The organism is Pseudomonas sp. NPDC090233 (genome assembly GCF_044772285.1).
Lineage (GTDB): Bacteria > Pseudomonadota > Gammaproteobacteria > Pseudomonadales > Pseudomonadaceae > Aquipseudomonas.
Genome location: NZ_JBIVYQ010000004.1, coordinates 646,793 through 666,372, shown reverse-complemented (window position 1 = coordinate 666,372; position 19,580 = coordinate 646,793). Strand labels below are relative to the sequence as shown.

General features: G+C 62.5%; 17 protein-coding genes and 1 pseudogene. 7 read left to right on the top strand and 11 right to left on the bottom strand.

Annotated elements, in window-relative coordinates:
• Positions 1–20: 20 nt before the first annotated feature.
• The 5 genes from ACIQUF_RS14445 (at position 21) to ACIQUF_RS14425 (ending at position 4,724) form a co-directional block, all read left to right on the top strand.
• Positions 21–1,043 (top strand): DUF5924 family protein, encoded by a 1,023-nt coding sequence (locus ACIQUF_RS14445; RefSeq protein ID WP_403132453.1) that lies wholly within the window; start codon positions 21–23, stop codon positions 1,041–1,043.
• Positions 1,044–1,240: 197 nt separating this feature from the next.
• On the top strand, positions 1,241–2,374 hold the full coding sequence (locus ACIQUF_RS14440; RefSeq protein ID WP_403132451.1) for an ABC transporter permease: 1,134 nt from the start codon (positions 1,241–1,243) through the stop codon (positions 2,372–2,374).
• Positions 2,371–3,162, top strand: coding sequence for an ABC transporter ATP-binding protein (locus ACIQUF_RS14435; protein WP_403132449.1), 792 nt, complete (start codon positions 2,371–2,373; stop codon positions 3,160–3,162). Before ACIQUF_RS14440 ends, ACIQUF_RS14435 begins: the two co-directional genes overlap by 4 nt.
• Positions 3,163–3,165: 3 nt before the next feature.
• Complete coding sequence (locus ACIQUF_RS14430) at positions 3,166–4,104, top strand: MlaD family protein (protein ID WP_400802537.1); 939 nt, start codon at positions 3,166–3,168, stop codon at positions 4,102–4,104.
• On the top strand, positions 4,101–4,724 hold the full coding sequence (locus tag ACIQUF_RS14425) for an ABC-type transport auxiliary lipoprotein family protein (protein ID WP_403132446.1): 624 nt from the start codon (positions 4,101–4,103) through the stop codon (positions 4,722–4,724). Before ACIQUF_RS14430 ends, ACIQUF_RS14425 begins: the two co-directional genes overlap by 4 nt.
• Here the strand turns inward: ACIQUF_RS14425 and ACIQUF_RS14420 are convergent.
• The 6 genes from ACIQUF_RS14420 to ACIQUF_RS14395 form a co-directional block, all read right to left on the bottom strand.
• Complete coding sequence (locus ACIQUF_RS14420; RefSeq protein ID WP_400802540.1) at positions 4,706–5,935, bottom strand: nucleoside recognition domain-containing protein; 1,230 nt, start codon at positions 5,933–5,935, stop codon at positions 4,706–4,708. The genes ACIQUF_RS14425 and ACIQUF_RS14420 overlap by 19 nt on opposite strands.
• Positions 5,936–6,152: 217 nt before the next feature.
• Positions 6,153–7,481: a glutamate/aspartate:proton symporter GltP gene (gene gltP / locus ACIQUF_RS14415; RefSeq protein ID WP_400802542.1), complete on the bottom strand. Its 1,329-nt coding sequence runs from the start codon at positions 7,479–7,481 to the stop codon at positions 6,153–6,155.
• A gap of 736 nt (positions 7,482–8,217) precedes the next feature.
• Positions 8,218–8,688, bottom strand: coding sequence for an inhibitor of vertebrate lysozyme family protein (locus ACIQUF_RS14410; protein WP_403132443.1), 471 nt, complete (start codon positions 8,686–8,688; stop codon positions 8,218–8,220).
• A gap of 2 nt (positions 8,689–8,690) precedes the next feature.
• A complete protein-coding gene (locus ACIQUF_RS14405; RefSeq protein ID WP_008092060.1) occupies positions 8,691–8,852 on the bottom strand; it encodes a DUF1328 domain-containing protein in 162 nt (53 codons plus the stop codon).
• 55 nt (positions 8,853–8,907) lie between these two features.
• Positions 8,908–9,192 (bottom strand): hypothetical protein, encoded by a 285-nt coding sequence (locus tag ACIQUF_RS14400; protein WP_403132440.1) that lies wholly within the window; start codon positions 9,190–9,192, stop codon positions 8,908–8,910.
• A gap of 177 nt (positions 9,193–9,369) precedes the next feature.
• Positions 9,370–10,191 (bottom strand): BON domain-containing protein, encoded by an 822-nt coding sequence (locus ACIQUF_RS14395; protein WP_403132439.1) that lies wholly within the window; start codon positions 10,189–10,191, stop codon positions 9,370–9,372.
• Between the two features lie 211 nt (positions 10,192–10,402).
• Between ACIQUF_RS14395 and algB the strand changes: the two genes are divergently transcribed.
• Positions 10,403–11,749: a sigma-54-dependent response regulator transcription factor AlgB gene (gene algB / locus ACIQUF_RS14390; RefSeq protein WP_403132437.1), complete on the top strand. Its 1,347-nt coding sequence runs from the start codon at positions 10,403–10,405 to the stop codon at positions 11,747–11,749.
• Positions 11,746–13,524 carry a KinB sensor domain-containing domain gene (locus ACIQUF_RS14385; protein ID WP_403132435.1) on the top strand — a complete coding sequence of 593 codons (1,779 nt, stop codon included), beginning with the start codon at positions 11,746–11,748 and terminating at the stop codon, positions 13,522–13,524. Before algB ends, ACIQUF_RS14385 begins: the two co-directional genes overlap by 4 nt.
• 137 nt (positions 13,525–13,661) lie before the next feature.
• On the opposite strand, the gene ACIQUF_RS14380 is transcribed toward ACIQUF_RS14385, so the two are convergent.
• The 5 genes and pseudogenes from ACIQUF_RS14380 to ACIQUF_RS14360 form a co-directional block, all read right to left on the bottom strand.
• Positions 13,662–15,281 (bottom strand): EAL domain-containing protein, encoded by a 1,620-nt coding sequence (locus ACIQUF_RS14380; protein ID WP_403132433.1) that lies wholly within the window; start codon positions 15,279–15,281, stop codon positions 13,662–13,664.
• Between the two features lie 87 nt (positions 15,282–15,368).
• Positions 15,369–16,145, bottom strand: coding sequence for an N-acetylmuramoyl-L-alanine amidase (locus tag ACIQUF_RS14375; protein WP_403132432.1), 777 nt, complete (start codon positions 16,143–16,145; stop codon positions 15,369–15,371).
• Between the two features lie 83 nt (positions 16,146–16,228).
• Complete coding sequence (locus ACIQUF_RS14370) at positions 16,229–16,621, bottom strand: hypothetical protein (RefSeq protein ID WP_403132430.1); 393 nt, start codon at positions 16,619–16,621, stop codon at positions 16,229–16,231.
• A 99-nt stretch (positions 16,622–16,720) separates the two neighbouring features.
• A complete protein-coding gene (locus ACIQUF_RS14365; protein WP_403132427.1) occupies positions 16,721–18,634 on the bottom strand; it encodes a GGDEF domain-containing protein in 1,914 nt (637 codons plus the stop codon).
• 101 nt (positions 18,635–18,735) lie between these two features.
• Positions 18,736–19,568 (bottom strand): annotated as a pseudogene (locus ACIQUF_RS14360) (endonuclease/exonuclease/phosphatase family protein).
• Positions 19,569–19,580: the final 12 nt, after the last annotated feature.

The window sequence follows — 19,580 nt, the reverse complement described above, 5'->3', positions numbered from 1 at the left end:
CACTTCCTGCCAAGCACCCAATGCCCCCAATCCCCCACATCGTCCAGCGCGTCATCGAGCTGCTCAAACGCTACCCCGGCGTCATTGCGCTCGGCGGTTTTCTCTCCGGTATCGGCAGCTTCATTCTGGTCGACCGCCAGGCCAGCCTGGCCAGCTGGGTCGCCATTCTCATGCTGGTCAGCTGGCTCTGGCTGATGTTCGAGAACACCCTCACCGGCCTGTTCGCCCGCACGTTCAAGCGTGAGATCCCACAACCGCTGCTGCGTTACGCGACGCAGATGATCCACCAGGAAAGCCTGTTCTTCGTCCTGCCGTTCTTTTTCATCACCACCACCTGGAACAGCGGCCAGCTGGTGTTCACTGGCCTGCTCGCGGGCGCCGGCCTGGTCTCGATCGTCGACCCTCTGTACTACAAGTGGCTGGCCCCTCGGCGTTGGCTGTTCCTGGCGCTGCACACCCTGACCCTGTTCGCCGCACTGCTGACCGCGCTGCCGATCATTCTCCACCTGACCACCGCGCAAAGCTTCAAGCTGGCGCTGATCGCCGCCATGGTGCTGTCATTCCCAAGCCTGGCCAGCAGCTTCCCGATCAACTCCTGGCGCCGTGGCGTGACGCTGGTGCTGGTGACCCTCGCCGTTGGCGGCGGCGGCTGGCTGCTGCGCTCGTGGGTGCCGCCCGCCACCCTGTGGATGACCGAAGTGGCGGTGAGCACCGAAGTCATCAACCGCCAGCCCGGCGACTCACTGGACGAGATCGCCGCCAGCCGCATCCGCAGTAGCGGTTTGTACGCCTATACCGCGATCAATGCACCGCGCGGCCTCAACGAACGCATCTACCACGTGTGGCAAAAGGACGGTAAGGAAGTTGATCGTATCGCCCTGGATATCCACGGCGGGCGCAAGGAAGGCTACCGCGCCTGGACCCACAAGCAGAATTTCCCGTCCAACCCGGTAGGCAAATGGCAGGTGCGGGTGTTGACCGAGGATGGCCAGGTGATCGGTGTGCTGCGCTTCAAGGTGGTCGACGACGCGGTCGCAAAATAAAGCGCTGCATGCCCTGTGGGAGCGGCTTTAGCCGCGAAGCAAGCGACGCGCTGGATGGCACCGGCTTCGCCGGTGTTCGCGGCTGAAGCCGCTCCCACAGCTGGTGTTTGTTCGATAAGGCACTGCAGGACAGCACATTTTCACCAAACCGCTCCATGCCCGCTGCGCTATGATCAGCCTCTACGCCAGTCAGATGCATGGAGCCTATGACCACGCCCAGCGCCACCCTGGACACCAGCAGCCAACCGGCCTGCCTGCGCATTGCCGGTGACTGGACGCTGCTGCACTACGCCAGCCTCAAGCGCGACAGCGAGCGCCTGCGCACGCAATACGGCGCCGACGCGGTGGCCGACCTCAGCCAATTGGGCCGCCTCGACACCGCCGGCGCCTCCTTGCTGGCAGAGCTGCTCGGCTCCGAACGCCTGTCGCGCTGCACAAACGACCTGCCCGACGCCAGCCGCGCCTTGCTCAAGAACGTCTACTGCTCGGTGCAGGACTACTGCATCCCGGTCAAGGAACCCGAGCGCCATGTGCTGCTCCTGCTGCTGGAGCGCATCGGCCGTGCCGTCAATACGCTTTGGCGAGACACCCTGCAGTTGCTCGGCTTCGTCGGCCTGATCCTCGAAACCCTGCTGCGCCGCGCCCTGCAACCGCACCGCTGGCGGGTTACGCCGGTGGTCTCGCACATCGAGCAGACCGGCCTGGATGCCGCACCGATCGTGGCGCTGCTGACGTTTCTGGTGGGCGCGGTGGTGGCCTTCCTCGGGGCCACGGTACTGGCCGACTTCGGCGCAACGGTGTTCACCGTCGACCTGGTGGCGTTCTCGTTCCTGCGTGAATTCGCGGTGCTGTTGACGGCCATCCTCATGGCTGGCCGCACAGCCAGTGCCTTTACCGCGCAGATCGGCTCGATGAAGGCCAACGAAGAAATCGACGCGATCCGCACCCTGGGGCTGAACCCGATCGAACTGCTGGTGGTACCGCGGGTGCTGGCCCTGCTGATCTCGCTGCCACTGCTAACGTTCGTCGCGATGATCTGCGGCATCGTTGGCGGCGCCGTGGTGTGCGCGCTGACCCTGGATATCTCGCCTGCCATGTTCCTCTCGCTGCTGCAAAGCGACATCGGCGTGCAGCACTTCATCGTCGGCCTGGCCAAGGCCCCGTTCTTCGCCTTCCTGATCGCCGCCATCGGCTGCCTGGAAGGCTTCAAGGTCAGCGGCAGTGCCGAATCGGTCGGCGCGCACACCACTTCAAGCGTGGTCCAGTCGATCTTCGTGGTTATCGTGCTGGATGCGGTGGCGGCGCTGTTCTGCATGGAGATGGGCTGGTGAGTGGCCGGGAAGCGGTGATCGAGGCGCGGGGTATCTGCAACCGCTTCGGCAGCCAGAGCGTGCACGAGAATCTCGACCTCGACCTGTACCGGGGCGAAATCCTCGCCGTGGTCGGTGGCTCCGGCAGCGGCAAGTCGGTACTGCTGCGCAGCATCATCGGCCTGCGACGGCCTAACGAAGGGCAGATCAAGGTGTTCGGCGAGGACCTGGCCGGCCTGCGCGAAGAACAGCGCTCGCTGGTCGAGCGGCGCTTCGGCGTGCTGTTCCAGAAGGGCGCGCTGTTCTCGTCGCTGACCGTTACCGAGAACGTCGCACTGCCATTGATCGAGCATGCAGGCTTGTCGCGCGCCGATGCCGAGCATTTGGCCGGGGTCAAGCTGGCCCTGGCCGGTTTGCCGATATCCGCCGCAGACAAATACCCCTCGTCGCTGTCCGGCGGCATGATCAAGCGCGCGGCGCTGGCCCGTGCGCTGGCCCTGGACCCGGACATCCTGTTCCTCGACGAACCCACCGCCGGCCTCGACCCGATCGGGGCCGCGGCCTTCGACCAATTGATCCTCACTCTGCGCGATGCCCTGGGCCTGAGCGTGTTTCTCATCACCCACGACCTGGACACTCTGTACACCATCACCGACCGCATTGCCGTACTGTCGCAGAAAAAAGTGTTGGTGGCCGGCCCCCTGGCCGAAGTCGAACAGACAGACGACCCGTGGATCCACGAATACTTTCACGGCCCACGCGGGCGCGCGGCCGAGCACGCCGCCACCCGTGCCGGGCAGGAGCGCTGAACAATGGAAACCCGAGCTCATCACGTTCTCATCGGCCTGGTCACCGTGCTGGTGGTGGTCGGCGCCATGCTGTTCGGCCTGTGGCTGACCAAGTCCAGCGTCGACGATGCCTTCAAGGATTACGAAGTGGTCTTCAACGAAGCCGTCTCGGGCCTGTCGCGCGGCAGCCCCGTGCAATACAACGGCATCAAAGTAGGTGACGTGTCCACCCTGCGCCTTGACCCCAAGGATCCACGCCGGGTGTTGGCCCGGGTACGCCTGAGCGGCGACACGCCGGTCAAGGAGGACACCCAGGCCAAGCTGACCCTGGCCGGCGTTACCGGTAACTCGTTCATCCAGCTCAGCGGTGGCACCCCGCAAAGCCCCGAGCTCAAGGGCAAGGACGGCAAACTGCCGGTGATCATCGCCTCGCCGTCGCCAATCTCGCAGCTGCTCAATGACAGCAGCGACCTGGTGACCAACATCAACCTGCTGCTGCACAACGCCAACCAGATGTTCTCGACCAGCAACATCGACCGGCTGAGCAACACCCTGGCTAACCTGGAGCAGACCACCGGCGCGTTCGCCAGCAAGAAGGGCGGTATCTCCGATGCCATCGAGCAGCTGGCCCAGGTCGGCAAGCAGGCCAACGCCACGTTGGCCGAAACCCAGGCACTGATGCGCAACGCCAACGGCCTGCTCGGCACCCAGGGCAAGCAGGCCATCGGCAGCGCCGAGCAGGCCATGCAGTCGCTGGCCGACAGCGCGGCGACCATCAACAGCCTGCTCAACGACAATCGCCAGTCCATCGACGACGGCGCGCAAGGCCTCAATCAGCTGACCCCGGCCATCCGCGAGCTGCGCGAAACGCTCAACTCGCTCAAGGGTATCTCCCGGCGCCTGGAGGCCGACCCGAGCGGCTACCTGCTCGGCCGCGACAACAACAAGGAGTTCCAGCCATGAAACCCTCGCTGCGCCTGCTGGCCCTGGCGGCCGCACTGAGCCTGACCGGCGCCTGCTCGATACTGCCGCAGAGCGAGCCTGTGGATATCTACCGCCTGCCGGTCAACCAGGCCAGCCACAGCGCCACGCCGGTGGACTGGTCGCTGCGTTTGAACAAACCCCTGGCCAGCGAGACCCTGGCCGGGCCGCGCATCGCCGTGATTCCTCAGGGAAATGTGCTCAGCAGCTACAAAGGCGCGCGCTGGAGCGACCCGGTGCCGCTGTTGGTGCGCAACCGCCTGCTCGATGGTTTCCAGCGTGACGGCCGCGTGCAGCGCCTGAGCGCCGACGACAGCAACCTGCAGGCCGACTATGAGCTGGCGGGCGAGCTACAGGCGTTCCAGAGTGAGTATCGGGCCGGCGGCGCAGTGGAAGTGCTGATCCGCTATGACGCGCGGCTAGTGCAGGGGCGCAGCCAGCGTATCCTCGCCAGCAAGCGCTTCGAGGTGCGCCAGCCGCTGGCCGATACGCAGGTATCCGCCGTGGTGGCCGGCTTTGGCGCGGCCAGCGATCAACTGGCCGGGCAGGTGGTGAACTGGACCGTGGCGCAGAGCGCTCAGACTCAGGCGAAGAACCAGTAGCAGACCAGGATCGCCGCGATCACGCCGGACAGCTCGGCCAACAGGGCGCAGCCAACGGCGTGACGCACACGCTGTATACCGACAGCGCCGAAGTAGACCGCCAGCACGTAGAAGGTGGTCTCGGTACTGCCCTGCACGGTGGCGGCGACCAGCGCCGGGAAGCTGTCCACGCCATGGGTCTGCATGGTTTCGATGAGCATGGCCCGCGCCGCACTGCCCGAGAACGGTTTGACCAGCGCGGTCGGCAGGCCCTCGACGAAGCGGGTATCCATGCCCAGCCAGTTCACCGCATGGCGAATGCCGTCCAACGCCAGCTCCAGAGCGCCGGAGGCACGCAGGACGCCCACGGCAACCAGCATCGCCACCAGGTAGGGCAACAGGCTCTTGGCCACGTCGAAACCTTCCTTGGCACCCTCGACAAAGGCCTCGTACACCTTCACCCGCTTCAATGCGCCGATCACCAGGAACAGCATGATCACGCCGAACAGTGTGAGGTTGCCGAGGATCGACGACAGGCTGGCCAGCGCGGCGGCCGACAGGGTACCGAGGAAAGCCATGAAGCCGCCCAGCAGCAGCGCGCCGGGGATCATGTAGGCGAGCACCACCGGGTCCCACAGCCGCAGGCGCTGCATCACCGCCACCGACAGCAGGCCGACCAGGGTCGAGGCGCTGGTGGCCAGCAGAATCGGCAGGAACACCAGGGTCGGGTCGGTCGCGCCTTGCTGGGCGCGGTACATGAAGATGGTCACTGGCAGCAGGGTCAGCGATGAGGCGTTGAGCACCAGAAACAGGATCTGCGCATTGCTCGCCGTGGTGCTGCTGGGGTTGAGCTCCTGCAGCGCGCGCATCGCCTTGAGGCCGATGGGCGTGGCGGCATTGTCCAAACCCAGGCCGTTGGCGGCGAAGTTCATGGTAATCAGCCCCAGCGCCGGGTGACCGGGCGGCACTTCAGGCATCAACCGAGCGAACAGCGGGCCGAGGACTTTGGCCAGCCATTCGACGATGCCGGCCTTTTCAGCGATCTTGAGAAAGCCCAGCCACAGCGTCAGGGTGCCGAACAGCAGGATCATGACCTCCACCGACAGCTTGGCCATGGCGAAGATGCTCTCGACCATCGCGGCGAAGATGCCGGCGTTGCCACCGATCAGCCATTGGGCCAGGGCGGAAACGGCCGCCACCAGGAAAAAGCCGAGCCAAAGGCCGTTGAGCATCCGCGTATACCCCCGTGAAAAATGCCCGAATGATAGCGTATCAGGGCGCCTGGCTGGAGATCCCTCAACTTGCCGATAACCCCGTGGGAGCGGCTTCAGCCGCGAACACCGGCAAAGCCGGTGCAATCCAGCGCGTCGCCTGCTTCGCGGCTAAAGCCGCTCCCACAGACAACAAAAAACCCCGACGAGTCGGGGTTTTTTGTTCAGCAGGTCAGGCTCAGCGCTTGGCGGTTTCGCCAACCACGGCCGCTTGCTTCTTGTCCGCCATCAGCGAGGCGTAGTACTTCTCGCCTTTGGCAGCGTCGTACATGCCTTCCCAACGGGCGATCACCAGGGCCGCCAGGGCGTTGCCGATCACGTTCAGGGCGGTACGCGCCATGTCCATGATGCGGTCGACACCGGCGATGAAGGCCAGGCCTTCCAGCGGGATGCCTACGCTGCCCAGGGTTGCCAGCAGCACCACGAACGATACGCCCGGTACACCGGCAATACCCTTGGAGGTGACCATCAGGGTCAGCACCAGCAGCAGCTGCTGGCTCCAGGACAGGTCGATGCCGTACAGCTGGGCGATGAAGATCGCCGCGATGCTCTGGTACAGGGTCGAGCCGTCGAGGTTGAACGAGTAACCGGTCGGCACCACGAACGAGCAGATCGACTTCGGCGCACCGTACTTTTCCATCTTCTCGATCACGCGCGGCAGCACGGTTTCGGAGCTGGAGGTGGAGTAGGCGAGGATCAGCTCATCTTTCATGATGCGCATGATCTTGATCACCGAGAAGCCGAACAGGCGCGCAACCAGGCCCAGCACCATGAAGGCGAAGAAGGCGATGGCGAAGTACACCAGCAAGACCAGCTTGGCCAGTGGCAGCAGCGAGCTGAAGCCGAAGTTGGCGACGGTCACGGCGATCAGGGCGAACACGCCGATCGGGGCGTAGTTCATGATCATGTGAGTGACCTTGAACATGGTTTCCGACACGCCCTGGAAGGTACGCACCAGCGGCTCGCGCAGGTCGGCCTGCAGGCTCGACAGGCCCAGGCCGAACAGCACCGAGAAGAAGATGATCGGCAGCATTTCACCGCGCATCAGCGCTGCGAAGATGTTCGATGGGATCAGGTTGAGCAGGGTCTCGATGAACGCGTGCTCATGCTGCACTTCCGCAGCGGTTGCCTGGTACTTGGAGATGTCGACGGTACCCAAGGTACTCATGTCGATGCCGGCACCCGGGTGGAACAGGTTGGCCAACACCAGGCCGACGACGATGGCGATGGTGGTCACCACCTCGAAGTAGATGATGGTCTTCAGGCCAATGCTGCCCAGTTTCTTCGCGTCGCCTACCCCGGCGATGCCCACGATCAGCGACGAAATCACGATCGGGACGACGATCATCTTGATCAGGCGAATGAAGATGTCACCGGCGGGTTGGAGGACGTTACTGATCCACCAGGCCTTCTCCGCACTGAAATGGTTCAGTAGCGCGCCGATTGCAACGCCCAGGACCAGACCGATGACGATCTGCCAGGCGAGGCTCAGTTTTGCCTTCTTCATGTCTTTACCCTTTGTTCTAGTGGTCACGGGCACCGACCGGAAAAGCGCGTAACAGAGCCGTTGGCAACGTCACGGGGAGCTTTGGGCTTCCGTCCGGAGACCTCATGTAAGGACACCGCGAGCGAGCGACAGGGCGCTCGGGCCAGCGAAAAGGCGGCAACTATTGCGATGGCAAAGGATGAAATCTAATGCCGGAAGCGTATACCCTATGCCGATCAGGCATACTGATCTGCGTCAAAATGAGGCACTCGCAAGTCATTGATTTATAACGTTCGGAATCCCGAACAAGACCAAAGCGCCAGTTTTAGGCAGATTTGGCCGTGTTCAAAAGGCTCTGGGGATGGCTTGTTCGACAATCCGAATGGCTGAAATGCCACTTGCGCCAGCGTTGGATTGGACGAAAAAAAGTTGATGTACGGTCGAGACAAAATGTGTCTCAAGGGACATTTCTTGAAAGGTGGGATGTTAAAGCGAAGATGGCACCTCGGAAGCCAGGCCAGGTTGCTGTGCGAAACACCCACCTGACCTGATACTTCCGATTCTGCCTTTCCTGACCCGGCCCAATCCTGGAGGCACTCCCTGTACCCCTAGGCCACTCCGATCCTGCAACAATCAGAACAGCCCGGCCCCTTGGTCATGTGCTGCCCCTCCTCGGGGCGGCGCATCATAGAAGCGAGAAATATAGAAAGGTTCCGCTTCTATTTCGTGACAGTGCGCGACCATCGGTCCGTAAGGCTCAGTACCACTTCGGGTCGCGCTTGAGTTGCTCTTGCAACATGGCCTTCATGCCGTCATCCGGCTCACCCAGCCAACGGTACTGCGCGTGGCGGGTTGGCGACTTGTCACTCGGCAGGCCTTCGGGGACCTCCACAAGCATCCCGTAAGCGTCATCCTTGTCCCAACTGAACGCCACGATAAGGCGCTTGTAGGTGCACTTGTCCTGAGACTCGCACAGCGGACCGACCAGGTATTTATCCCCATCTTCGGTCACCGCCGACATCTGTTCCTGAGCGCTGCCCGTCAGATTGATCACCCAGTCGGGCAGGCGTTCCTCGCCTTTGATCGCGTCCTGCCAGGTTTCCCGATACTCAGGGTCCGAGCCAAGCAGTTGGTCAACCCGGACCTGGCCGTCATTGGCCGCCATTGCCGCCGCGCTACCGGCCAACAGCAGGCCGGCGGCGATGGCTTTGCAAAGCTTCCTGCTCATGTTCAACCTCGACCGCGTCCGAAGAAGAAGGAGGCTACGAACAGGACCAGGAAGACAATGAACAGGATCTTCGCGATACCCGTAGCGGCGCCAGCGATACCACCGAAGCCCAATACAGCGGCAATGATGGCGATGATGAGGAAAGTGATAGCCCAACTCAGCATGATGCTTCTCCTTTCTTTTTTGAAATCGATCCGGTCGGTGTCGAACGGCAGCGTCCTAGAACACCCAGCGTTGCTGAGGTGCGACGTTTTCAACGGTGGCCGGCGAAGTGTTGGCCGAAGGCAGCGGTTCGGCTGCCCTCACCAATGTGTTGGCACGGCTCGCCTGAATCTGCGTCAGCAGCGCGGTCTGCGCTGCAACCTGCTCGGTCAGTCGTGCGGTCTGCCAGCTGTAATAAAAGAGGCCTGCGGCCAAAGTCAGCAGCAGCGCCATTCCAAGCAAGAGGAACTGGCGCAGGGGCAGTGCGGCGGCTTGTGAGCGGTTGACGGATGGGCGGTTCATGCCGGCTTCTCCTGCTGTAATTTTTCTATTCAAACCTGAACAGGTAATTGCAGCCTGCATGCCAGCTTTAACAATTCAATAAAATCGTTATAAATCAGCTACTTACGCAAAAATCGTTAACCCGCCATGGACGTATCCTGCACGATGCCCTCCTTGGCGTCGTGCGAAATGCACGACTCAACCTTCGACCTTGGTCGCCACCTTGAGTAAGTCGGCATCCACGCCCCGCACGCCGATGATTTGCCGGGCGATCTCCACGGCGATGGTTTTCTGCTCGCTGCTGACCACCTCACCTGACAGCCGGACCATCCCCTCGCTACTGGCGACCTTGATGTTCAAGCCATCGAGGTTGCGGCTGAAGCGGAAGCTGTTCTGGATCTTGTCGACCACCCAGCTGTCACTGGGCTGCGGCCCTGTGGGCGCACCGACCGGGTTTTCCCGGGCCTTGGCCATGGCGGCGGTGTCCAGGCTGACCAGGTTGTTGACCAGGTGCACGCCATCGGTGGTGCGCGCCACCACACCTGCGAGTTCCTTGGCCTCGGCGCTGTCCACCTTGCCGCGCAGGGTCACCACGCCGTCACTGCTCTGCACTTCGATAGGCGCTTTTTCCGTGGTGCGGCTCCAGAGCAGGCGCGCGCGGATGACCGCAGCCAGCGTGGCATCCTCAAGACGTTGGGCGTAGGCGCGCAGCTCGAGCGGGCGCTCGACCAGGCCAGCGTTGACGCGCAACTGATTGTCGACCTGTTCGATGCCTCGTGTGGCCTGGGCCACGTGCTCCGCCAATTGCCGCTCGACCTCGTTTTCCACTTCACCGCTCAGGCGTGCCCGCTGATCAACGACTTCGACCTCAATGCGAAACGGGTTGAGCATCCGATTAAGCGACAATGCCGTTTGCAAAGAACCTTCCAGGCGTGCGTCCGCAACTGGATCGGCCAATGCAGGTGCGCAAACGGACAGCAGGCTGATGGTCAACATGGCCGTTCGAATGGGGAATGGCATGACAGCACTCCTTTTGTAGGCAAAATCTGAAAATAGTCGCAACCAATGTGCCACCCCGGCGCTCTAAGAAAATCATCGAAAAATCACAGGGTCATGGCGATGTTTGGCCATTGGCTAGCATGCAAAGGACAGAATCCTTCAGAATTGACCATGCAACTTGCCCGATTTTTCCCACACTAAACGAAGACCCACCCCCTAAGGAGCGCAGCAAATGGAATCAGCCCAGGACAACCAAGGCCGCATTCTGCTGGTGGATGACGAGTCCGCGATCCTGCGCACCTTCCGCTACTGCCTCGAAGACGAAGGCTACAGTGTGGCCACGGCCAACAGTGCCGCGCAGGCGGAAGCCTTGCTGCAGCGCCAGGTATTCGACCTGTGCTTCCTCGACCTGCGCCTGGGCGAAGACAACGGCCTGGATGTGCTGGCCCAGATGCGGATCCAGGCACCGTGGATGCGCGTGGTGATTGTCACCGCGCATTCGGCGATCGATACGGCGGTCGATGCCATCCAGGCGGGTGCCGCCGATTACCTGGTCAAACCCTGCAGCCCCGACCAGCTGCGCCTGGCCACCGCCAAGCAGCTTGAGGTGCGCCAACTGTCGGCACGCCTGGAAGCCCTGGAAGGTGAAGTCCGCAAGCCCAAGGACGGCCTCGACTCGCACAGCCCGGCGATGATGGTGGTGCTGGAGACCGCCCGCCAGGTGGCCACCACCGACGCCAACATCCTCATCCTCGGTGAATCGGGTACGGGTAAGGGCGAACTGGCCCGCGCCATTCACAGCTGGAGCAAGCGCGCGCGCAAGGCGTGCGTGACCATCAACTGCCCGTCGCTGAACGCCGAATTGATGGAAAGCGAGCTGTTCGGCCACACCCGCGGCGCCTTTACCGGCGCCAGCGAGAGCACCTTGGGGCGCGTCAGCCAGGCCGATGGCGGTACGTTGTTCCTCGACGAAATCGGCGACTTCCCTCTGGCCTTGCAGCCCAAGCTGCTGCGCTTCATCCAGGATAAAGAGTACGAGCGGGTCGGCGACCCGGTGACCCGCCGCGCCGACGTACGCATCCTCGCAGCGACCAACCTCAACCTCGAAGAGATGGTGCGTGAAAGCCGCTTCCGTGAAGACCTGCTGTACCGCCTCAATGTCATCACCCTGCACCTGCCGCCGCTGCGCGAGCGCAGTGAAGACATCCTGACCCTGGCCGACCGTTTCCTCGCCCGCTTCGTCAAAGAGTACTCGCGGCCGGCCCGAGGCTTCAGCGAAGAGGCCCGGGCGGCGCTGCTCAATTACCGCTGGCCGGGCAACATCCGCGAGCTGCGCAACGTGATCGAGCGCGCCAGCATCATCTGCCCGCAGGAACGCGTGGAGATCACCCACCTGGGCATGGGCGAACAGCCTGCCGGCAACGCACCTCGGGTGGGCGCGGCGCTGAGCCTGGATGAACTGGAGCGCGCGCACATCGGCGCCGTGCTGGCGGCCAGCGACACCCTCGACCAGGCCGCCAAGACCCTGGGCATCGATGCCTCGACCCTGTATCGCAAGCGTAAGCAGTACAACCTATGAGATGGCAAATGAAGCTGCGCACGCGGCTTTTTCTCAGCATTTCGGCGCTGGTGACGGTCGCCTTGCTGGGCCTGATGTTAGGCCTGTTCAGCGTGCTGCAGATGGCCACCGTGCAGCAACAGTCGGTGCGCGAAACCACCCACGCCTTGGAAATTGGCCTCAAACTGCGGCAGAACCTCGGTGAGCAGCTGACCCTGATGCTCGACGAGGACACCGCGCCTGAAAACTTGAGAACGCTGCAGGACAATTTCCAGACTCAGCTCAATCAAGGCCTGGAGCGCGGCGGCGAGCGTACAGGCCTCAGCAAGGCCAGCAGCAACTACCAGACCTTCCTGCAGGCCTACCGCGACAGCCCTGCGCCGGCCCGCAGCATGGGCGTCGACCAGCCACTGGGCGCTGCCTTCAATCAAGTTCGCACCGACTTGATCGACTCGCACAAACAGGCCCTCGACCACATCACCCGTAGCGAAGAACACAGCCGCGACCGTGCTTTACTGGTCAGCGGGTTGCTGGGGCTGATGGGCCTGGTGGTATTGGTGCTCGGTTTCATCACCGCCCACAACATCGCCCGGCGTTTCGGCCACCCCATCGAGGCACTGGCCAAGGCCGCGGATCAACTCGGCCGAGGCGACTTCGATGTCACCTTGCCGGTGACCCAAGCCATCGAACTCAACCAGCTCACCCGCCGCTTCGGGCTGATGGCCGACGCCCTGCGCAAACACCAGGCCACCAATGTCGATGAACTGCTGGCAGGCCAGCAGCGCCTGCAAGCGGTACTCGACAGCATCGACGACGGCCTGCTGATCATCGACCGCCAAGGGCACCTCGAACACCTCAACCCGGTTGCCCAACGCCAGCTTGGCTGGAGTAACAGCCGGGTCGGTACCGGCCTTGCCGAAGCCTTGCAGCGCCCGGAGCTGGAGCAACAGCTGCGCCAGGTACTGCGGGGCGGCAACCTGGACCGTCCGCCCGACGACCTGAGCATCGAGGTCGATGAAGAGTCCCGCCTGCTGACTTACAGCCTGACCCCGGTCAGCCACCCGCAAGGGCCGATCCTGGGTGCGGTGATGGTGCTGCACGATGTCACCGAGCAGCGCGCGTTCGAACGCGTACGCAGCGAGTTCGTGCTGCGTGCCTCGCACGAGCTGCGTACACCGGTCACCGGCATGCACATGGCCTTCGGCTTGTTGCGCGAACGCGTGAAGTTCCCGGCCGAGACACGAGAGAACGACCTGCTGGATACCATTGGCGAAGAAATGCAGCGCCTCACCCAGTTGATCAATGACCTGCTCAACTTCTCGCGCTATCAGAGTGGCCTGCAGAAGCTCGAACTTGCGCCCTGCGCCATCGACGAATTGCTCGAACGCGCCCAGGTGCGATTCGGTGAGCAGGCAGCGAACAAACAGATCGAGCTGATCAAGGCGCTGGAACCTCCGTTGCCACGGATACAGGCCGATTTGGCCCAACTCGACCGCGTGCTCGATAACCTGCTGCACAACGCCATTCGCCATACGCCCAGCGGCGGGCGAATTCGCCTGCATGCTCGGCGCCATGCGGAGCGGGTGATCGTCAGTGTCGAGGACAACGGCGAAGGCATTGCCTATGGGCAGCAGGGGCGGATTTTCGAACCCTTCGTGCAGGTTGGGCGCAAGAAAGGCGGGGCTGGGCTCGGATTGGCACTGTGCAAGGAAATCGTTCAACTGCACGGTGGCCGTATGGGTGTCGTTTCCCGGCCAGGGGAGGGCACTCAGTTCTATATGGCATTGCCGGTTTGATTGATTACTTGAACTGCATGGGTCCCTGTGGGAGCGGCTTTAGCCGCGAAAACCGGCGAAGCCGGTGCCATCCACCGCGTCGCACGCTTCGCGGCTAAAGCCGCTCCCACAGGGGTATGCGCTGCCCTGAAAGTTGCTCAAGGCTCATCATCGATGCGCTGGCGCCGCACCTGCCGCCCGCGCGTTACCAACTCGACGAACTGCCGCGCATTGAGGGGATGGGCGAACAGCCAACCCTGGCCATAATTGACGCCCTCGCTGTTGAGCAGCACAGCCTGCGCCTCGCATTCGATGCCTTCGGCAATCACCCGCAGATGCAGGTCGTGGGCCATGCGGATGATGTGCGGAGCCACGCCGCTGCTGGCGGCATCGTGGCCCAGCGCGTCGATGAAGGCCTTGTCGATCTTCAGGCAGTCCACCGGCAGGGTCTGCAGATAAGCCAGGCTGCAATAGCCGGTGCCAAAATCGTCGATCAGCACCTGATGCCCCACTGAACGCAAAGCCTGCAGATTGTCGCGGGCCACCACCACATCGATCAGCCCGCGTTCGGTCACTTCGAAGGCGATCTGGCTGGCCGCCACCCGGTGCAACGCCAACAACCGCGCCGCCACCCGGCCTATGCGCGGGACCATCACGTCGCAGGCGGCCAGGTTCACCGAGATGTACAGGTTGCGGTGCGAGCGCAGAAGCTGACCCAGCTGCTCCAGCACGCGCTGCAGAACGAAGTCGGTGATCTGGCGAATCTGACCGGTATTTTCCGCCAGCGGGATGAACAGGTCCGGGCTGGTCAGCGTGCCATCCGGCCGCCGCCAGCGCACCAGTGCTTCGGCACCCACGCAGCGTCGGCTGTCGAGTTCGATGATCGGCTGATAGAGCACCTGCAGTTCGCCACGCCGCAGGGCGTTCTGCAGTTCCGAACTCATCGAGCGCCGCTGCAGGATCAACTGCAGCACCAGCCAACCAATACAACAGGCCGCCAGAACGCTCCCGGGGAACAGCAGCCAGAGCATGCCGTTCATGCGCAACGGCAAACTGGCACGCGGAGCGATCAGCACCAGCTGGTAATCCGGCGACTTGGTTGGCATGCGGTAGACAAGCCGGTCATGCAGTTCGTACAGGAAGGTGGTACTGGAGGGTGACCAGTTGTTGGCCGGTGGCCAGGTTTGCGGCGGCCCCAGCACAGGAATCGCCCGGGTACCGTTATCGAGCACGACCAACAGGCTGCCACCGGGTGGCAGGTCGACCACATCGGTCAGATGCCCGCGCGAGGTAGACACCAGAAAGTTGCCGCGGGCGAGCATCAGCGCGGCGAGGTTTTCGTTCGGTTCGGTGGTGGTGTTGAGCCAGTAACTGTAGGTCGGCCCTTGGATATCCGGAGCCCGCGTAGGCACGAAGGCCCTCGCTCCGCCTCGGTTGGAGCAGGCGACATTAGCGTCGACATACGCCGCTTCATAAATGAAGCGTGAACCCAGACCCACCTGCTGCAACAACGCCAACATTGCCGGGCTGCAACCCCGCAGCGGCTGCGCCTGCAGGTCATCCACCCCCTCGCGCAACTGGCCGAACACCTGCTCAAGGCGATCAAGGAAGCGCTCGCCCTGGGCATTCATCTGCGCACTCTCGCTCTGCTTCATTTGTTGCAGGGCGATGCCGATGCTGGCGGTCAGCAACACAGCGGCGCTGGCCAACGCTGCCAATGAGGCCAGCATCCAGGGACGGTATAAAAATTGGCGCAATGCGGTTATCAGGGCCGACATGGGCAGCATCCAGTTGATCTACAAGGTATAGCAACTGGAATGCGAATTAGCCTGCCCGTTTGGCGGAGCGAGTGAACCCGCCGAAAATCAGCGCATGCGGTTCAGTACCTGGAGCATGGCCGCCGTTTGCGCATCTGGCGTACCGTCGAAGCGTTGGGGTCGGAAGCGCATCTGGAACGCCGCGATCACATGACGGGTGGCAACATCGAGTTGGCCGGTTTGCTCGATGGCGTAGCCGAAACGTGCCAGCTCCTGCTGATACCAACCGATGGTGGGCGGGTTGACCTCGAAGTAGGCTTGCTGGCGCGCGACGGCATTGGCTTCTGGCCAGATTCCCAGCCCAGCGTCGGCCAGGCGCTTCCAGGGGAACAACGGGCCGGGGTCGAGTTTGCGCAGCGGCGCGATATCGCTGTGGCCAATGATGTGGCGCGGATCGATGTTGTTACGTTTGACGATGTCCTTGAGCAACGCGATCAACGACTGGACTTGCGCTTCGCTGTACGGATACCAGACTCGGCCATTGGGCGTGGTGTCGAAGCCCGGGTTGACGATTTCGATACCGATGGAGCTGGAGTTCAGCCAGGTACGCCCTTGCCATTGGCTGTCACCGGCATGCCAGGCACGCCGGCTTTCATCGACCAGTTGATAGACCGTGGCCGGGCCGTCGCCAATCAGGTAGTGGCTACTGACTTCGCCATGGGTAAGCAGCGCCAGGGAGCGCTCAAGTGAGGCATTGGTGTAATGCAGGACGACGAACTGGATGCGCTCGTCCTGGTTGGCCGAAGGGTGGCTGCGGTCGATGCGCAGGCCCGTGGAGCAACCGGTCAGGGTGAGCAGTAATAGCGCTGTGAATAAGGTTTTCATCGAAAGGGACACGTCGAAGTGAAGTAGCCGGGATGGCAACAGTATAACGAGCCCCTTTCAGACGATCCGGTTTTAACAACGACTCAGCGCGTGCACATCAAGAGAAATTCCATCGAATTGTTTCCGCTGGGCCCATCGACGTCGACCAGTTGCGTATTGACCGTGACGCCACGGTCAACGGTTGGCACGCCAATGATCCTGGCTTGCCCGTGCAGTAAGCGTTGCTCACTGCTGCCATCAATGGCCGAGGCCGAGCAGAAACCGGGGTTCTGATTGACGATGTCCTTGTTGAACAGCACTTTGTATTGGCTGAAGTAATTGTCTTGCCCCGTGTGCTTCACTTTTTCGATCCAGTTCGGCGAAGCTCGCAGAACCTCGCCGTCAGCACTGATATGCGCAGTCCACAGGACATCATTGGCCATGGCACTGGCCTGGAACGTCAGGCCGATCATCAATGGCAATACCCATTTATTCATTTTCAACTCCTGAATCAGTGGCTCGATGGCAAGGCTGATGAAAGGTCAACAGCCTGGTGCCAGTCTCGGCCTCCTGTCATTCAGGGGTGTGGTAGATAGTTATGCCAGTTCCACCCGGTTGCGGCCTTGGTCCTTGGCGCGATACAGCGCCGCATCTGCACGCTTGAGTACCTGATCGCCGCGTTCGCCCGAGCGGAAGGTGCTCAGGCCGATGGAGGCGGTAATGACCACGCGCTCACCCTTGAAGTGGAAGGGACAGGCTTCGATGGCCGCGCGCAGTACTTCGGCGACCTGGGCCGCCGCAGCGGGTGAGGTCTGCGGCAATAACAGGACAAACTCCTCGCCCCCAAACCGGGCAATGAAGTCACGCGCCCGCAGGCGCTTGCGCAACTGATCGGCAACGATCTTCAACACCTTGTCGCCCGCCAGATGGCCGTAGCTGTCGTTGATGCGCTTGAAATGATCCAGGTCGATTATGGCCATCGCCAGATGGCCGCCGTGCTCCTGCCAGTCGAGCATCTCGCGGTCAACCTGCTCGGTCCACGCCGCGCGATTGGGCAGGCCGGTGAGCGGGTCGATCAATGCTTTTTGCCGTTGCTCTTCCAGGTGTTCGCGATAACCCAAAGCCTCCTGCTCCATGCTCGCTACCCGTTCGGCCAGCCCTTGCAGGCGCCCGGCAAGCTCCTGCTCGCGGCGGTCTCGCGCATGCTGGTGCTCGTCCATCGTGCCCAGCAAGCCTTCCAGGCGGTTTTCCAGGATGTGCTTGAGGCTGTCGACATCGGCTGCACCCTGCACGCTGCTTTGCAGCCCGTCGACCTGTTCACGCAGCTGGTTGTCCAGCTCGCGGGCAGCCGTGCTGTTATCAGCATGGCCGGCGCTGGCTTCATGCAGGTGGCTCTGGAAGCTTTCCAGGCGTTCGTTGAGCTGTTGCAGGTAGGTCTCGAATTCGTGTTGACCGCTGTCGGTAATCGCCAGCATGAGCACGGCCAGGTCATCGAGGACCGGGATCAGCTCGTACCAGTTCAGCCCGCGTGCCACCCGCTCGCGCATCTCCAGGGCTTGGGCCTTGTGCCGCTCTGGCAGGCTGAGGTCGTCGAGCAGGCCGATCAGGGTCTGCTCGATGTGTGCGGCCACCTGGCTGTAAGGTGGTTCGACGGCGTCAGGGAGTGAATAGGGGCCGTCCTCGCCGAAGGTTTCTTCCAAGGGCGGCGGCTCGGCAGTTGTCGATGCCGTTTCGACTGCTTGGGCCTGCGCGGCCTCATGTGCTGGCGGCTCGGGTTCGACATCTGGCGCCTGGTCGACTGCGAGGCGCTCTGGCACCTCTTGCTCAGGCTGCGCAGCTACAGGCTCTGCCAGTGGGCGCAGCTCGTCGATATCCCGTGGCGGCAAATCCACCAGCACGGGACCTTCCTGCAAAGGTTGCGGCTCGGCTGGGGGAATAATGGGTAAGGGTGCAGGTGCCGAGTCAGTTTCAGCTTGAGGTTCGTTGTCACGATGACCGAACAACCGCTGCAGGATACCCGGCTTGGCGTGTTCATCCGGCTTGCTCAGCGATGACAGCGCACGGCCCTGCAGGCCGCTAAGCTCACCCAGCAGCGGCGGCAGCTCGCGTGACTGGCTGACCCCGCCGTCGAGTTTTTTCGCAAGCTTCTTCAAAGGCCGCGAAACCTCGCCGGGCAGCGGCAAACCTTGTAGCTGGGTAACCAGCGCCGTCAGCGCATCACTGACCTGATTCATGCGCGTTTCGCGGCGCTGCTCTGAATCGAGCACGGCTTTTTCCAGGCGTGGGATCAGCCCGGCAAGGCCGGCGTCCATGCTGTCGCTGCGGATGACGTCGCGCATTTCCTTCATGCACGCATCCACTGCCTTGTCGCTGCCTTCAGCGGCCAGGCTACTGCGGACCAGGCCTCGGCGCAGCAGGTCGAGGCGCGCTTCCCAGCGTCTTTCGAGCTTTTCCTGCTGTTCGATGCTTTTAAGGTATTTTTCTTTCCAGCGCTCGGCTTCTTCGGTCATGCCTGGATCCGCGACGGGTGATGCATCTGATTATTGGGCTGTAATGAAACGCTGTCGGCGAACGGCTCGAACACTTGAGAGCCACGTGCGCACTTACTGATCTATCTCAAGACCGGCAGCGTATCCACAGTCAATGCATCAGGCAATCGGATCTCGACTGCGACCGGAAGATGGTCGGATATCGGCTGTGCCAGCACTTCGACCCGTTCCAGGGTCAGGCTTGGGCTGAGCAGAATATGGTCCAGGCAGCGCTGCGGGCGCCAGCTGGGGAAGGTGGCTTCGACCTGGGGTGCGATCAGGCCGAGATCGCGGAGGGGAGAATGGTCGAGCAGGTCGTTGGCATGGGTGTTCATGTCGCCCATCAGCACCTGATGGCGGTAGCCGCCGATCAGCTCGCGAATATAGGCCAACTGGCGGGCGCGAGTCTTGGCACCCAGCGCCAGGTGCATCATGACCACGATCAGCGCATCCTCGCCCTCGCCGAAACGCACCAGAATCGCACCACGACCGGAAGGGCCGGGGAGCGGGTGATCTTCAAGGAGGTGCGGCTTTAGGCGGCTGAGCACGCCATTGCTGTGCTGGGCGAAACGCCCGAGGTTGCGGTTGAGCTGCTGGTACCAGTAGGGGAAGCCCCCCAGCTGGGCCAGGTGTTCCACTTGGTTGACGAACCCTGAGCGCAAGCTGCCGCCATCGGCTTCCTGCAGGGCCACCAGGTCGAAGTCGTTGAGCAGGTCGCCGATCTTCTGCAGATTACCGGCACGCCCGGTGTGTGGCAGCAGATGCTGCCAACTGCGGGTCAGGTAATGCCGGTAGCGCTCGGTACTGATGCCGACCTGAATATTGAAGCTGAGCAGCCGCAGGCGACCATCTTCCGGCAGGCCGTTGGCCTGCAGATGATGCTCGTTGACCTGCGGCTGGTGCAGGCCAATGCCACGCGCGGTTCTGA